The following is a 14,584-nucleotide window of genomic DNA, read 5'->3' as shown; positions in this document are numbered from 1 at the left end:
AGAAATTTTCTAGGAGTTTTAAATAACTAGAAAGACAACCTCCAAATGTAAGGTTGTCTTTTTTTGTTTACTTAGAATAAACCAAGAACTGTTCCATCGCTTTCAACATCCATGTTGAGAGCAGCTGGTCGTTTTGGAAGTCCAGGCATGGTCATAACGTCACCAGTAAGTGCGACGATAAAGCCTGCCCCCAATTTTGGTACCAATTCACGAATAGTAATTTCAAAGTTTTCAGGTGCACCAAGAGCATTTGGATTATCTGAGAAACTATATTGAGTTTTGGCCATACAGATTGGCAATTTGTCCCAACCGTTTTGTACGATTTGTGCGATTTGAGTTTGAGCTTTCTTCTCGAAGTTTACTTTGCTTCCACGATAGATTTCAGTGACAATCTTTTCAATCTTTTCTTGTACTGAAAGGTCATTGTCATACAAACGTTTGTAGTTAGCAGGTTTTTCGTCAATTGTTTTGACAAGCGTTTCAGCTAGAGCCACTCCTCCTTCAGCTCCATCAGCCCATACGCTAGCTAACTCAACCGGAACATCAATGGAAGCACAAAGTTCTTTCAAAGCTGCGATTTCTGCTTCTGTATCAGATACAAATTCGTTAATAGCAACAACTGCTGGAATACCAAATTTACGGATATTTTCAACGTGACGTTTCAAGTTTGCAAAACCTGCACGAACTGCTTCCACATTTTCCTCTGTAAGAGCATCCTTAGCAACTCCACCATTCATCTTAAGAGCACGAAGGGTTGCAACGATAACTACTGCATCTGGCGCAGTTGGCAAGTTTGGAGTTTTGATATCGAGGAATTTCTCTGCACCAAGGTCAGCACCAAAACCTGCTTCTGTTACTGTGTAATCTGCCAAATGGAGGGCTGTAGTTGTAGCCAAGACAGAGTTACATCCGTGTGCGATATTGGCAAATGGGCCACCATGTACAAAGGCAGGTGTTCCATAGATGGTTTGAACCAAGTTCGGTTTGATAGCATCTTTCAATATCAATGCCAAGGCACCTTCAACCTGTAAATCACCAACTGAAACTGGTGTACGGTCATAACGGTAACCGATAACGATATTAGCCAAACGACGTTTTAAATCTTCAACATCAGTTGCTAAGCAAAGGATTGCCATGATTTCTGAAGCAACAGTGATATCAAATCCATCTTCACGTGGAATACCATTAAGCGGACCACCAAGGCCAACAGTTACGTGACGAAGAGCGCGGTCATTCAAGTCGACTACACGTTTCCAGAGAATACGGCGTTGGTCGATACCTAGATCATTCCCTTGATGCAAGTGATTGTCAATCAAGGCAGAAAGAGCATTGTTTGCAGTTGTAATAGCATGCATATCACCAGTAAAGTGAAGGTTGATATCTTCCATTGGTAAAACTTGCGCATAACCACCACCAGCTGCACCACCTTTAATCCCCATAACAGGACCAAGAGATGGTTCGCGGATAGCAATCATGGTTTTCTTACCAATCTTATTTAAGGCGTCTGCAAGCCCGATAGTGATGGTTGATTTTCCTTCACCTGCTGGTGTTGGGTTAATGGCTGTTACCAAGATCAATTTCCCGACTGGATTGCTCTCAACTGCACGGATTTTATCAAAACTGAGCTTAGCCTTGTACTTTCCGTACAATTCCAAATCGTCGTAAGAAATACCAAGTTTCTCTACAACATCAACGATTGGTTTTAGCTCGATACTCTGTGCGATTTCAATATCTGTTTTCATTCAAAACTCCTCTACATCTAATGTGTTAACTCATTATATCATAAAACAAGATTTATTTATACAAAAATGAATTTATTGTTCGTATTTTTTGCCATAATTCTGTGAAATTACAAGAATTATCTATTTTTTATATGTCTTTATAGATAATAACTATAATAACTCAAAGCTAAACTAAACCGCTTTCTTTGACTTAAAAGTCTTTTTTGTGTAAAATGGTTCTATGAAAATTTTAGTAACTTCTGGTGGTACTAGTGAGGCTATAGACCGTGTTCGCTCTATCACTAATCACTCTACAGGTCATCTTGGCTTGGTTATAACAGAAGCTTTAATAAAAGCAGGTCATGAAGTTTGCTTGATTACAACTTCTCAGGCAGTTAGACCAGCTAGTCATCCAAATCTTAAAATCATAGAAATAAAGAATACTTTGGATTTACTTGAGGAGATGCGAAATCTTGTTAAAGATTATCAAGTTTTAATTCATTCTATGGCTGTATCTGACTACACCCCAGTCTACATGACAAGTATAGATGAGGTACAAGCAAGTCAAGATCTATCTAAATTTCTAACTAAGCAGAATACTGAGTCCAAAATTTCTTCAAAGGAAGATACTCAGATTCTCTTTCTTAAGAAAAATCCTAAGATTATTTCTCTGGTCAAAGAATGGAATCCTAAAATTCATCTAATAGGTTTTAAACTCCTGGTTGATGTCACAAAGGATCATTTGATAGATGTTGCTAGAGAAAGTCTTAAAAAGAATCAAGCAGACATTATTGTTGCTAACGATTTGAATCAAATAAACTCTGAACAACACCTGGCTTACTTAGTTGAAGAAAACGATTATCAAACAGCATACAGCAAACAAGAAATCGCTGAGCTAATAATTAAAAAAATTCAAGGATTTACTTTTTAGAAAGGAAAGTTATGGCTCATATTACTCTTGCAATTACTGGTTCAATTGCTTCCTACAAGGCTGCCGATTTAGTCAGTTCTTTGAAAAAGCAAGGACATAGTGTATCGGTCTTGATGACAAAAGCTGCTACAGATTTTATACAACCATTAACACTGCAAGTTTTGTCCCAAAATCTGGTTCATCTCGATGTCATGCAAGAACCTTATCCAGACCAAGTCAATCACATCGAAAGAGGAAAAGAAACTGACTTGTTTATCATTGCTCCAGCAACTGCTAATACCATTGCAAAATTAGCATATGGTTTTGCTGATAATATGGTGACTAGTACTGCTCTGGCATTACCAGATAATATCCCTAAATTACTTGCTCCTGCCATGAATACAAAAATGTTTACCCACCCTGCCACACAGACAAATCTTAAAACTCTTGAAAGCTATGGATACGAGATCATCTCTCCTAAAGAATCTCTCTTAGCTTGTGGCGATTTCGGAAGCGGCGCTTTAGCCGATTTGGAAATTATTATAGAAAGAATAAAGGAAACTCTTAATGAACAAACGCTCTAACATCGCACCTGTTGCTATCTTTTTTGCCAGTATGATTGTCATCCATCTGCTGACCTCAATCTTATTTAATGTATTACCATTCCCAATTAAACCTACTATTGTACATATTCCTGTTATTATTGGAAGTATCATTTACGGCCCACGGATTGGTGCAATCCTTGGATTTTTAATGGGTATGATTAGCTTAACAGTTAATACACTTACAATTCTACCAACCAGCTATCTCTTCTCACCTTTTGTACCTAATGGTAACCTATATTCAGTTGTGATTGCAATTGTCCCACGTATCTTGATTGGTTTGACACCTTATTTCGTTTATAAACTACTAAAGGGAAAAGCCGGGCTCATTTTTGCTGGTGCACTTGGCTCGCTGACAAATACAGTATTTGTCTTAGGTGGTATCTTCTTCCTCTTTGGTAATGTTTTTGATGGAAATATTCAAAAACTATTAGCGACTGTTATCTCTACAAATTCGATAGCAGAATTAATTATCTCGGCTATTTTAACTCTCGCCATTGTTCCAAGACTTGAAAAAATTAAACAATAAAAACTGTATCAAGAGATACAGTTTTTTTAGTTATTACTGAGCTAAACGAGCTTCTTCTAAAATCTTTTCAATCTTAGTAGTCAACAAATCAATCGCTACCGTATTGGTTACTCCTTCAGGAATCACAATATCAGCGTAACGTTTTGTAGGTTCAATAAATTGGTGATACATAGGTTTTACTACACCAAGATATTGATCAATAACGCTATCCAAGCTACGACCACGCTCTTCCATATCTCGTTTAATACGGCGAATGATACGTACATCGTCATCAGTATCTACAAAAATCTTAATATCCATCAAATCACGAAGGCGTTTGTCTTCTAGAACTAAGATTCCCTCTACGATAAAGACATCTTGAGGTTCTTGACGATAGGTTTTCGAACTTCTAGTATGGGCAGCATAATCATAGGTAGGAATATCTACAGGACGACCCGCCAACAATTCCTTGATTTGCTCAATCATCAAGTCAGTATCAAAAGCAAAAGGATGATCATAGTTAGTCTTGATTCGTTCTTCAAAAGTTAGATGAGATTGATCTTTATAGTAGGAATCGTGTTCGATCATAGCAATTTTTTCGTTTGGAAAATGAGATAAAATTGCTTTAGAAACACTTGTTTTTCCTCCTCCAGAACCTCCTGTTACTCCGATAATGATTGGTCTATTTTGCATAGTTGCCTCCTTGTATTGTCCGTTGTCTATTTTACCATAATTTTTGGAAATTTTACAGACAGAGTTTTCTATACGCAGAAACAAAAAAACCTTGTAACTTATTGTTACAAGGTTTTTAAATTATTAATCGAAGTTAACGTATTCTTTTGAAAGTTCAAGAACTTCTTCCATCGTTGAACATTCAGTAAGAGCACGGTTAGCATATTCTTGCATCTTAGCTGTGTCAAGTTTCTTCATCAAGCTACGAGTACGAAGTACAGATGTGGCTGACATTGAGAACTCATCCAAGCCCATTCCGACAAGAAGTGGAACAGCAGTTTGGTCACCGGCCATTTCACCACACATACCTGCCCATTTACCTTCAGCATGTGCCGCTTTGATCACGTTGTTGATCAAACGAAGGATTGATGGGTTATATGGTTGGTAAAGGTATGAAACTTGTTCGTTCATACGGTCAGCAGCCATTGTGTATTGGATAAGATCGTTTGTACCAATTGAGAAGAAATCAACTTCTTTAGCAAATTGATCCGCAAGCATCGCTGCAGCTGGGATTTCAATCATGATACCAACTTGGATATCATCTGCAACAGCAACGCCTTCAGCAACCAATTTTGCTTTTTCTTCTTCAAGAATACCTTTAGCAGTACGGAACTCTTTCAACAAAGCAACCATTGGGAACATGATACGCAATTTACCGTGAACAGATGCACGAAGCAAGGCACGCAATTGTGTACGGAACATTTGGTTACCAGTTTCAGAAATAGAGATACGCAAAGCACGGTAACCCAAGAATGGGTTCATTTCTTTAGGAAGATCGAAGTAAGGAAGTTCTTTATCCCCACCGATATCCATTGTACGAACGACAACAGGTTTACCATTCATACCTTCAAGAACTGCTTTGTAGGCTTCGTATTGGTCATCTTCTGTTGGGAAGTCTTGTGAATCCATGTACAAGAATTCTGTACGGTAAAGACCAACAGCTTCTGCACCGTTATCATTCACACCTTCAACGTCTTTAGGTGTACCAATGTTGGCAGCCAACTCAAAGTGTTTTCCATCAGCAGTAACTGTTTTAGCGTCTTTCAAAAGAGCCCATTCAGCTTTTTGTTTAGCGTAAGCTTCACCAGCTGCTTTGAATTCTGCAATTTGTTCTTCACTTGGGTTAATTACAACTTCACCAGTAATACCTGAAACTGCTAAAACATCACCATCTTTAACAAGTTCAGTAATGTTGTTTGTACCTAAAACAGCAGCAATTTCAAGTGTACGAGCCATGATAGCTGAGTGGCTTGTACGTCCACCAATGTTTGTTACAAAAGCTTTTACAAAGTTTTTGTCCAATTGAGCAGTATCAGATGGAGTTAAGTCATGTGCAATCACGATTACTTCTTCATTAATAGAAGCTGGGTTTGGTAACTTCTTACCAAGAAGATTTGCCAAAACACGTTTTGTAACGTCGCGGATATCCGCTGCACGTTCTTGCATGTATGGATTGTCTTCCATTCCTTCGAAGATAGTGATAAACATGTCTGTAACTTCTTTCAGACCTGCTTCTGCATTTACTTTCTTAGCGCGGATAGTTTCTTTGATTTGACCGATCAATTCAGGGTCGGCAAGAACCATCAAGTGAGCGTCAAATACTTGTGCCGCTTCTTCTCCAAGCGTACCTACAGCTTTCTCGCGGATAAGAGAAAGCTCGTTTTGAGAAGCTTCAAGAGCAACATCCAAACGAGCCTCTTCTGCATTTGTATCTTCGACAGTAATAGTTTCAAAAGATAAATCCGGTTGAACGAGTAGATATGCTTTGGCAACGGCAACACCATCAGATGCCGCAATTCCTTTAAGCATTTCTGTCATTTCCTTATGCCAATCCTTCTTTTTCCATTGTTTCTGAGATAGCAGCGATAGCGTCATCAGCGTCTGCACCTTCAGCAGTGATTGTTACGTCAGCGCCTTGACCAACACCAAGACTCATAACACCCATGATAGATTTAAGGTTAACTGATTTACCTTTGTATTCAAGTGTGATATCTGAAGCAAATTTGCTAGCAGTTTGTACCAACAATGTTGCTGGACGTGCGTGAATACCTGTTTCTGCCACTACGTGGAAATCTTTAGAAGCCATAGTTTGACTCTCCTTTTGTTCTTTCTTTTTTGAGTTATATGTGATAACCCTTACAGTTTGGTATTATATCATCTTCTGGGATTTTTTTCAAGTATTTTATGGGATTTCTTCTTTTTCCTTTCAGATAACTTGCTGAAAATCTTCTATTTTATATATCAAAATACATCATGTAGTTTTTTATAATTTTAACATTTAGAAAACGCTGTTATTTATGGGTTTTATTTTTTTGTAATCACTACATATTGTGTTTAGTTGTCTTTCGACCAAAAGAAATCTACAATATTTAGTTTTTCTTCGTTGACAAAGATTTTTTTTCTGATATACTTAAGAAGTAATTAAATTTTTGAAGGAGGAGTTACAGAATGGTAACCGTTTATTCTAAAAATAATTGTGTTCAATGTAAAATGACCAAACGTTTCTTAGATAGTAACAACATCGCTTATCGCGAAATCAATCTTGATGAACAACCTGAATATATCGAACAAGTTAAAGAGCTAGGCTTCAGCGCTGCTCCTATCATTCAAACACCAACTGAAGTTTTCTCTGGTTTCCAACCAGCAAAACTTAAAAAACTTGCTTAAGTATCAGGATTAAAAGCTTCTATGTAAATCTTAGAAGCCTTTCTTTTGTAATGAAATAAAGGGAATTTTATGGGATTAAAACAACTTGAGGATGTAACATACTTCCGTCTAAACAATGAAATCAACCGTCCTGTTAATGGACAAATTATGCTCCACAAAGATAAAGAAGCTTTGGATGCTTTCTTTAAAGAGAACGTTGTACCAAATTCTATGGTATTTAATTCTATCACTGATAAAATTGATTACCTTATCAAACACGACTACATCGAAACAGCCTTTATCCAAAAATATCGTCCAGAATTCTTAGAAGAGCTTTATCAATTTATTAAAGATCAAAACTTCCAATTCAAGTCATTCATGGCAGCATACAAGTTTTACAATCAATATGCCTTGAAAACTAATGATGGGGAATACTATCTTGAGAGCATGGAAGACCGTGTCTTCTTTAACGCTCTTTACTTTGCTGATGGCAATGAAACTATCGCAACTGATATCGCAAATGAAATCATCCACCAACGCTACCAACCTGCTACACCATCTTTCTTAAATGCAGGTCGTGCACGTCGTGGTGAATTGGTATCCTGTTTCTTGATTCAGGTAACAGATGATATGAACTCTATCGGACGTTCTATCAACTCAGCTCTTCAGCTTTCACGTATCGGAGGCGGTGTCGGAATTTCCCTCAACAACCTTCGTGAAGCTGGAGCCCCTATCAAAGGATATGAAGGTGCGGCTTCTGGTGTCGTTCCAGTTATGAAGCTTTTCGAAGATAGCTTTTCTTACTCTAACCAACTTGGTCAACGTCAAGGTGCTGGGGTTGTTTACCTCAACGTCTTCCACCCAGACATTATCGCCTTCCTTTCAACTAAGAAAGAAAATGCCGATGAAAAAGTTCGTGTGAAGACTTTATCACTTGGTGTTGTGGTACCAGATAAATTCTACGAATTAGCACGTAAAAACGAAGAAATGTATCTCTTCAGTCCTTATTCTGTTGAAAAAGAGTATGGCGTACCTTTCAACTATATTGATATCACTGAAAAATACGATGAATTGGTTGCAAATCCAAACATCCGCAAGACAAGAATAAAGGCGCGTGATTTGGAAACAGAAATCTCTAAATTGCAACAAGAATCTGGCTATCCATATGTTGTCAATATCGATACGGCTAACCGCGCAAATCCAGTTGATGGAAAAATCATTATGAGTAACTTGTGTTCTGAGATTCTTCAAGTTCAAGAACCAAGCTTGATTAATGACGCACAAGAATTCATTAAAATGGGTACTGACGTTTCATGTAACCTTGGTTCAACCAACGTGGTCAACATGATGACTTCACCTGATTTTGGTCGCTCAATCCGAGCTATGGTACGTGCTTTGACCTTCGTTACTGATAGTTCTCACATTGTAGCTGTTCCTACTATCGACCATGGAAATAGCCAAGCTCACACATTCGGACTTGGTGCTATGGGACTTCACAGCTACCTAGCCCAACAACTGATCGAATATGGATCACCTGAGTCTATTGAGTTCACCAGCATTTACTTTATGCTCATGAACTACTGGACTCTCGTTGAATCAAACAACATCGCACGTGAACGAGGTGTTACCTTCCACAACTTTGAAAAATCAGACTACGCAAACGGAAGCTACTTCGACAAGTATGTAACAGGCGAGTTTGTACCAAAATCTGATCGTGTTAAAGAACTCTTTGAAGGTATCTTTATCCCATCTGCAGCTGATTGGGCTGTACTTCGTGATAAAGTTAAAGCAGATGGGCTTTACCACCAAAATCGTCTTGCTGTAGCACCAAATGGTTCTATCAGCTACATCAACGATGTTTCTGCTTCTATCCACCCAATCACTCAACGTATTGAAGAACGTCAAGAAAAGAAAATCGGTAAGATTTACTATCCTGCAGCAGGATTGTCAACTGACACCATCCCTTACTACACTTCAGCATACGATATGGATATGCGTAAGGTTATCGATGTCTATGCTGCTGCAACTGAGCACGTAGACCAAGGGCTTTCACTTACACTCTTCATGCGTAGTGATATCCCAACAGGTCTTTACGAATGGAAGAAAGAGAACAAACAAACAACACGTGATTTATCTATCCTTCGTAACTACGCCTTTAACAAGGGCATCAAGTCGATCTACTACGTTCGTACCTATACAGATGACGGCGGTGAAGTTGGTGCTAACCAATGTGAAAGCTGTGTGATTTAAGGACTAACTGATAACCTCTATACTAAGATTAGGCAGTAACAAAAAGTCGGTATTCCGACTTTTTGTGCGGTAGTCCAATCATAGAGTGATACACTATTCATCCTTATTTTATTTATTAAAATCAAAAGAAAGAGATTTGTAATGGAAACTTACTACAAAGCCATTAACTGGAATGCCATCGAGGATGTCATCGATAAATCAACTTGGGAGAAGTTGACTGAGCAATTTTGGCTCGATACACGTATTCCCTTGTCAAATGACCTTGATGACTGGAGAAAATTATCAAACAAGGAAAAAGACTTAGTAGGAAAAGTCTTTGGTGGTTTGACACTTTTGGATACCATGCAGTCTGAAACTGGGGTTCAAGCGCTACGTGCAGATATCCGTACACCACATGAGGAAGCTGTATTTAACAACATCCAATTTATGGAATCTGTCCATGCTAAATCTTATTCTTCTATCTTTTCAACCTTGAATACCAAGACTGAGATTGAAGAAATCTTTGAATGGACTAATACAAACCCATATCTTCAGAAAAAAGCACAAATCATCAATGAAATTTACCTCAATGGTACTCCTCTTGAAAAGAAAGTAGCCAGTGTATTCCTTGAAACCTTCCTCTTCTATTCTGGTTTCTTTACACCACTCTACTACCTCGGAAATAACAAATTGGCTAACGTTGCTGAAATCATTAAGTTGATTATTCGTGATGAGTCAGTTCACGGTACTTATATCGGGTATAAATTCCAACTTGGTTTCAATGAATTACCTGAAGAAGAGCAAGAAAAATTAAAAGATTGGATGTACGACCTTCTCTACACACTTTATGAAAATGAAGAAGGTTATACCGAAAGCCTTTATGATGGTGTTGGATGGACTGAAGAAGTGAAAACATTCCTACGTTACAACGCCAACAAAGCTCTCATGAACTTGGGACAAGATCCACTCTTCCCTGATTCAGCTGACGATGTCAACCCTATCGTTATGAACGGGATTTCAACCGGTACATCTAACCACGACTTCTTTTCTCAAGTTGGTAATGGATATCTACTTGGTGAAGTTGAAGCTATGCAGGACGATGACTATAACTACGGGTTAGATTAATTTGAAATTAGAAAAGAACATCTGTGTTTGTTTTAAACTTAGATGTTCTTTTATTTTTGTTTATTTTTGTTTTCTTTAAGTTGCTGATATGTTTAAAATATGATAAAATGATATTAGATATAGGGGGTGATTCAATGCTAAAACAAGAAAAACTTGATTTGATTTTAGATATTGTCAATACCAAAGGAACAATCACTGTCAAAGAAATTATGAGTCGTTTAGATATCTCGGATATGACAGCTCGGCGTTATCTACAAGAGCTAGCTGACAAGGATTTACTTGTTCGAGTGCACGGAGGTGCTGAAAAGCTTCGTTCAGGCTCTCTATTAGCAAACGAGCGCTCTAATATCGAAAAACAAGGCTTGCAAATCGCCGAAAAGCAAGAGATTGCTCGATTTGCCGGTCACTTAGTTGAAGAAAGAGAAACAATTTTTATCGGTCCTGGAACTACTCTTGAGTTCTTTGCTCGTGAACTTCCGATTGATAATATTCGTGTCGTAACAAATAGCCTACCCGTTTTTATTATCTTGAATGAACGAAAACTTACAGATTTAATTTTAATTGGTGGAAATTATCGAGAAATCACTGGCGCTTTTGTTGGTACTTTGACTCTCCAAGATATCGAAAGCCTTCAATTCTCTAAAGCTTTTGTTAGTTGCAACGGAATTAAAGATCAAGCTATTGCTACATTTAGCGAAGACGAAGGTGAGGTTCAAAAACTAGCATTAAATAATGCAAATAAAAAAATCCTTTTGGCTGACCATAGTAAATTTGATAAATTTGATTTTTACACCTTTTACAATATTGTAGATATCGATACCATTATCTCCGATTCAAAACTTAGCGATGAAACCCTAAAAGCTTTGTCCAAACAAACAAAAATTATTAAATCAACATCTTAAAAAGTCTCACCATTGGTGAGACTTTTTTATTATTATATCTTACTGAACTTTATACGCGTTCAGTCCATGAAGTAGCTGTTTTTTGAAGTACTTTATTAAGTTCATCGATGTTTTCAAAACCAGTTGTACGAAGCCATTCACGTGCCGCTGCTTCACCATTTTTGATGTAAGCCTCAACTGATCCAGCCCATGTTGCACGTCCACAAAGAACACCATTGAAGTTTGCACCTGATTCGTGGGCAAAGACAAGTGTTTCTTGGAAGAGTTTAGCTGATACACCCGCACTCAAATAGATGTATGGAAGATTAGTTGCTTCGTCTTGTGCTTTGAAGAATGCTGCTGCTTCTTCACGAGTGTGAACAACCTCTCCTTCAGCGAATCCTTCAACGTATTTAACGTTAACTGGAACTTCCACTTTCAAAACATCAATGTTAAAGCGTGGGTCTGAGAAGACTTTCATAGCACCAATAACTTTGTGTGGTTTTACTTTAGCGTATTCAGCAGAACCTGCATCCGCAATTTTTTCATCGTAAGCAAGGATTTCAAGGAAGAATGGAATATCTTCTGCCACACACTCAGAACCAATACGTTCGATGTAGGCTTGTTTTTGTTGGTTAAGTTCGTCAGAGCTATCTACATCGTAGTAAAGCAAGAATTTAACTGCATCAGCACCTTGTTCTTTAATACGTTTTGCAGACCAAACATCCAAGCAGTCTGGCAAACGTTTTGTACTTGTTGTGTCATATCCTGTTTTTTCATAAGCAAGGAGAAGACCGGCATTTGGTGCAAGAGCTTTTGTAGCAGGAAGACCATATTCAGGGTCAAGAAGCATTGATGAAGCGTATTTAGTCAATTCATCTGCTACCAAAACTTTGAGTTCTTCCATTTGAGCTACTGTAGGCTCTTCTGTTTGGTATTGAGCCATCAAACGTTTCAAAGCACCACGTTGGTCAAATGCAAGAGCTGAGATGATTCCATTTTCATCTGAGAGTTTTTTCAAACAAGCACGTTTATTTTCTGTTAAAGTCATTTTATACCTCTTTCACAATTAATTGGTCAAATAAATTTTGATAGTTAGCCATATTGACATGCCCGGTCATTTTTTCTTGAGCATTTAGCATACCAAGGACATTCGCCTTAGTCAATAATTCTTGATCAGATTCTTTATGGAAAAGACCTGATGCAATACCTGCTACAGTAGAATCACCAGAACCAACTGGATTTACTACTTGAATTTTTGGAATATCTACTTTATAGAAAGTATCCCCGTGTTTTGCAAAGGCACCGTTAGCACCTAGAGAAACGATAATCCACTCAATTCCATCAAATAAAGGATCTTGAAGAACTTCTTTTAATTCATCCAAATCTTTAGAAATTTCTCTTCCCAATAGTTGAGACAATTCTTCATTATTTGGTTTGATAACCGTTGGTTTGTGTGGTGATTCAAGAACAGCCTGAAGAGCTGCTCCTGAACAGTCCAAGACAACTGGTTTTCCTGCTTGATTAGCAAGTTCCACTAAACTAGCATAATAATCAACTGGGAGTCCAGCTGGTAGACTACCTGAAATAGCTACAACTTCTACAGTATTAAGAAGTTTTTTGAAGTAAGCCAAGAAATCTTGTCCTTCTTTTTCTTGAACCTCAGGACCTTTTTCAAGAATTTCAGTTTGATTATCACCGTGAAGAATAGCGATACAGTTACGTGTTTCACCTTGGATAGAGAAGAAACGCTTGGTGACTTTATCGTCAATATTTTCAACTAGAAAATCACCCAGTTTACCACCAACTAGACCAGTTGCGACTACAGAATCGCCAAATTCTGATAGGACGCGTGTAACATTAAGACCTTTACCACCAGCTGTTTTCGTAACATCAACAACACGGTTGACAGTGTCAATTTTCAATTCATCCAAAGGATAAGAAATATCAATGGATGGATTCATTGTGACTGTTAAAATCATAAGTCACCTCTTAGTCGTGGTATTCACCACGATCCCATTTTTCAAGGAATTCTGTAAAGAAGTTGGCATCAGTTTGGTGATCGTTATGAGTTTCAACGTGTTGGATTTTAGCGATCAATTTTTTGTTTTCTTCAGATGGTTTGTATTCAGCATTGATGAAAGCTTCAATGATATCACACATGAGCAATTCACCAGTGATTTTACCACCAAATCCGATAACGTTGGCATTCAATTGTTCTTTTGCATAAAGAGCTGTTGTCATATCACGAACCAAAGCAGAACGAACACCTGGAACTTTGTTAACAGCGTTATTGATACCTACACCAGTACCACAAATACATACACCAAGATCAGCTTGACCGCTAACTACTGCTTCCCCAACTTTTTTACCAAAGATTGGGTAGTGTGTACGTGCATGGTCATATGTACCAAAGTCAATGACTTCATGTCCTTTTGATTTCAAAAATTCTGAAACCGCCATTTTTTCATTAGTTACGATGTGGTCACATCCGATTGCAATTCTCATTTTTTTCTTACCTTTCTTTCAATATCAAAAATTAGCACATTTTGTTCAACATGTCGACACGGATTTGGTGACGACCACCGTCGTACTTACCATTTACAAAGCCTTTAGCAATGTTTTTAGCCAATTCATCACCAACGAGTTGAGCACCCATAGTAATCATACGGGAGTTGTTGTGGCCGCGAGTCATATAAGCTGAACGTTCATCAGAAACTTCTGCCGCAACCATTCCTTTGATTTTTGTCGCAACCATAAATGGACCTGCACCATAAGCATCAATAACAATACCAAGGTTTTGTTCTTCTTTCTTAACTTCTTCAGCAACTGCGAGAGTTACATCGACGAAGTCTTGACCTTCAGCAGTAACATCCACAACATGGAAGTTTTCTTTTTCCAAGAAGTCTTTAACAACTTCTTTCAATCTTAAACCTGCAGCATCTGCACCAATAACAATAGACATATTGTATACTCCTTTTTTTATAATAGACCAGTGAATTTTATGGATATGGATAAAGATTATCCTTTCATCAAAAAGTCCACTAGTAGTTTTGTTGACAATAATTTTAATTAAGAACGAAGACCATATTCCGTTCTTAATAAGTTTTTTTCATAGAAAAACTAGAACAGTCACTTTGTTAAAATAAACACAAATTGTTCTTTATAAACATAATATACTACTATTAGTTGGAAAAGTCAACAATTTATGTTTGTTTTTGTTTATTTTT

Annotated in this window: 15 protein-coding genes; 7 read left to right on the top strand and 8 right to left on the bottom strand. The window is 37.7% G+C overall.

The features are described from left to right. Window positions 1-71 precede the first annotated feature (71 nt). A complete protein-coding gene (locus ACTO1Y_RS02355) occupies window positions 72-1,742 on the bottom strand; it encodes a formate--tetrahydrofolate ligase (RefSeq protein WP_373113409.1) in 1,671 nt (556 codons plus the stop codon). A 220-nt stretch (window positions 1,743-1,962) separates the two neighbouring features. On the opposite strand from ACTO1Y_RS02355, the gene ACTO1Y_RS02350 reads away from it, so the two are divergent. From ACTO1Y_RS02350 to ACTO1Y_RS02340, 3 genes are read left to right on the top strand one after another with little or no spacing between them, the layout of a single operon-like run. After that, entirely contained in the window at window positions 1,963-2,652 is a 690-nt protein-coding gene (locus ACTO1Y_RS02350) for a phosphopantothenate--cysteine ligase (protein ID WP_441348209.1), read from the top strand. Window positions 2,653-2,663: 11 nt separating this feature from the next. Next, a complete protein-coding gene (gene coaC, locus ACTO1Y_RS02345) occupies window positions 2,664-3,215 on the top strand; it encodes a phosphopantothenoylcysteine decarboxylase (protein WP_441348208.1) in 552 nt (183 codons plus the stop codon). Continuing rightward, a complete protein-coding gene (locus ACTO1Y_RS02340; RefSeq protein ID WP_006151113.1) occupies window positions 3,199-3,762 on the top strand; it encodes an ECF transporter S component in 564 nt (187 codons plus the stop codon). The genes coaC and ACTO1Y_RS02340 overlap by 17 nt, the downstream gene beginning before the upstream one ends. A 33-nt stretch (window positions 3,763-3,795) precedes the next feature. Here the strand turns inward: ACTO1Y_RS02340 and udk are convergent, their stop codons facing one another. From udk to ACTO1Y_RS02325, 3 genes are all read right to left on the bottom strand, one after another. Then, window positions 3,796-4,434 (bottom strand): uridine kinase, encoded by a 639-nt coding sequence (gene udk, locus ACTO1Y_RS02335; RefSeq protein WP_006151141.1) that lies wholly within the window; start codon window positions 4,432-4,434, stop codon window positions 3,796-3,798. Window positions 4,435-4,557: 123 nt separating this feature from the next. Beyond that, window positions 4,558-6,291, bottom strand: coding sequence for a phosphoenolpyruvate--protein phosphotransferase (ptsP, locus tag ACTO1Y_RS02330; RefSeq protein ID WP_254726652.1), 1,734 nt, complete (start codon window positions 6,289-6,291; stop codon window positions 4,558-4,560). Window positions 6,292-6,295: 4 nt separating this feature from the next. Beyond that, window positions 6,296-6,559 (bottom strand): phosphocarrier protein HPr, encoded by a 264-nt coding sequence (locus tag ACTO1Y_RS02325; RefSeq protein WP_000146952.1) that lies wholly within the window; start codon window positions 6,557-6,559, stop codon window positions 6,296-6,298. A 362-nt stretch (window positions 6,560-6,921) separates the two neighbouring features. On the opposite strand from ACTO1Y_RS02325, the gene nrdH reads away from it, so the two are divergent. The 4 genes from nrdH (at window position 6,922) to ACTO1Y_RS02305 (ending at window position 11,375) form a co-directional block, all read left to right on the top strand. Then, window positions 6,922-7,140: a glutaredoxin-like protein NrdH gene (nrdH, locus tag ACTO1Y_RS02320; RefSeq protein ID WP_006151154.1), complete on the top strand. Its 219-nt coding sequence runs from the start codon at window positions 6,922-6,924 to the stop codon at window positions 7,138-7,140. A gap of 69 nt (window positions 7,141-7,209) precedes the next feature. Then, complete coding sequence (nrdE, locus tag ACTO1Y_RS02315) at window positions 7,210-9,369, top strand: class 1b ribonucleoside-diphosphate reductase subunit alpha (RefSeq protein ID WP_441348207.1); 2,160 nt, start codon at window positions 7,210-7,212, stop codon at window positions 9,367-9,369. A gap of 141 nt (window positions 9,370-9,510) precedes the next feature. Then, entirely contained in the window at window positions 9,511-10,473 is a 963-nt protein-coding gene (gene nrdF, locus ACTO1Y_RS02310) for a class 1b ribonucleoside-diphosphate reductase subunit beta (RefSeq protein WP_441348206.1), read from the top strand. 134 nt (window positions 10,474-10,607) lie between these two features. Beyond that, window positions 10,608-11,375 carry a DeoR/GlpR family DNA-binding transcription regulator gene (locus tag ACTO1Y_RS02305; protein ID WP_373113400.1) on the top strand — a complete coding sequence of 256 codons (768 nt, stop codon included), beginning with the start codon at window positions 10,608-10,610 and terminating at the stop codon, window positions 11,373-11,375. A gap of 49 nt (window positions 11,376-11,424) precedes the next feature. Here the strand turns inward: ACTO1Y_RS02305 and lacD are convergent, their stop codons facing one another. The 4 genes from lacD to lacA are packed head-to-tail and all read right to left on the bottom strand — an operon-like array spanning window position 11,425 to window position 14,319. Continuing rightward, window positions 11,425-12,405, bottom strand: a complete 981-nt coding sequence (gene lacD, locus ACTO1Y_RS02300) for a tagatose-bisphosphate aldolase (RefSeq protein WP_441348205.1) — start codon at window positions 12,403-12,405, stop codon at window positions 11,425-11,427. A gap of 1 nt (window position 12,406) precedes the next feature. Continuing rightward, entirely contained in the window at window positions 12,407-13,336 is a 930-nt protein-coding gene (locus ACTO1Y_RS02295) for a tagatose-6-phosphate kinase (protein WP_441348204.1), read from the bottom strand. A 10-nt stretch (window positions 13,337-13,346) separates the two neighbouring features. After that, window positions 13,347-13,862, bottom strand: coding sequence for a galactose-6-phosphate isomerase subunit LacB (lacB, locus tag ACTO1Y_RS02290; RefSeq protein WP_001216925.1), 516 nt, complete (start codon window positions 13,860-13,862; stop codon window positions 13,347-13,349). Window positions 13,863-13,893: 31 nt separating this feature from the next. Then, entirely contained in the window at window positions 13,894-14,319 is a 426-nt protein-coding gene (gene lacA, locus ACTO1Y_RS02285) for a galactose-6-phosphate isomerase subunit LacA (RefSeq protein ID WP_000029280.1), read from the bottom strand. Window positions 14,320-14,584 lie beyond the last annotated feature (265 nt).

The organism is Streptococcus sp. V728, assembly GCF_052077995.1.
GTDB lineage: Bacteria > Bacillota > Bacilli > Lactobacillales > Streptococcaceae > Streptococcus > Streptococcus infantis_B.
This window is presented reverse-complemented; position numbering and strand designations above follow the sequence as displayed.

Bases quoted from the DNA above. Each gene is read 5' to 3' on its own strand.
- ACTO1Y_RS02355 (WP_373113409.1), bottom strand. From the start codon at position 1,742: ATGAAAACAGATATTGAAATCGCACAGAGTATCGAGCTAAAACCAATC.
- ACTO1Y_RS02350 (WP_441348209.1), top strand. From the start codon at position 1,963: ATGAAAATTTTAGTAACTTCTGGTGGTACTAGTGAGGCTATAGACCGT.
- coaC (WP_441348208.1), top strand. From the start codon at position 2,664: ATGGCTCATATTACTCTTGCAATTACTGGTTCAATTGCTTCCTACAAG.
- ACTO1Y_RS02340 (WP_006151113.1), top strand. From the start codon at position 3,199: ATGAACAAACGCTCTAACATCGCACCTGTTGCTATCTTTTTTGCCAGT.
- udk (WP_006151141.1), bottom strand. From the start codon at position 4,434: ATGCAAAATAGACCAATCATTATCGGAGTAACAGGAGGTTCTGGAGGA.
- ptsP (WP_254726652.1), bottom strand. From the start codon at position 6,291: ATGACAGAAATGCTTAAAGGAATTGCGGCATCTGATGGTGTTGCCGTT.
- ACTO1Y_RS02325 (WP_000146952.1), bottom strand. From the start codon at position 6,559: ATGGCTTCTAAAGATTTCCACGTAGTGGCAGAAACAGGTATTCACGCA.
- nrdH (WP_006151154.1), top strand. From the start codon at position 6,922: ATGGTAACCGTTTATTCTAAAAATAATTGTGTTCAATGTAAAATGACC.
- nrdE (WP_441348207.1), top strand. From the start codon at position 7,210: ATGGGATTAAAACAACTTGAGGATGTAACATACTTCCGTCTAAACAAT.
- nrdF (WP_441348206.1), top strand. From the start codon at position 9,511: ATGGAAACTTACTACAAAGCCATTAACTGGAATGCCATCGAGGATGTC.
- ACTO1Y_RS02305 (WP_373113400.1), top strand. From the start codon at position 10,608: ATGCTAAAACAAGAAAAACTTGATTTGATTTTAGATATTGTCAATACC.
- lacD (WP_441348205.1), bottom strand. From the start codon at position 12,405: ATGACTTTAACAGAAAATAAACGTGCTTGTTTGAAAAAACTCTCAGAT.
- ACTO1Y_RS02295 (WP_441348204.1), bottom strand. From the start codon at position 13,336: ATGATTTTAACAGTCACAATGAATCCATCCATTGATATTTCTTATCCT.
- lacB (WP_001216925.1), bottom strand. From the start codon at position 13,862: ATGAGAATTGCAATCGGATGTGACCACATCGTAACTAATGAAAAAATG.
- lacA (WP_000029280.1), bottom strand. From the start codon at position 14,319: ATGTCTATTGTTATTGGTGCAGATGCTGCAGGTTTAAGATTGAAAGAA.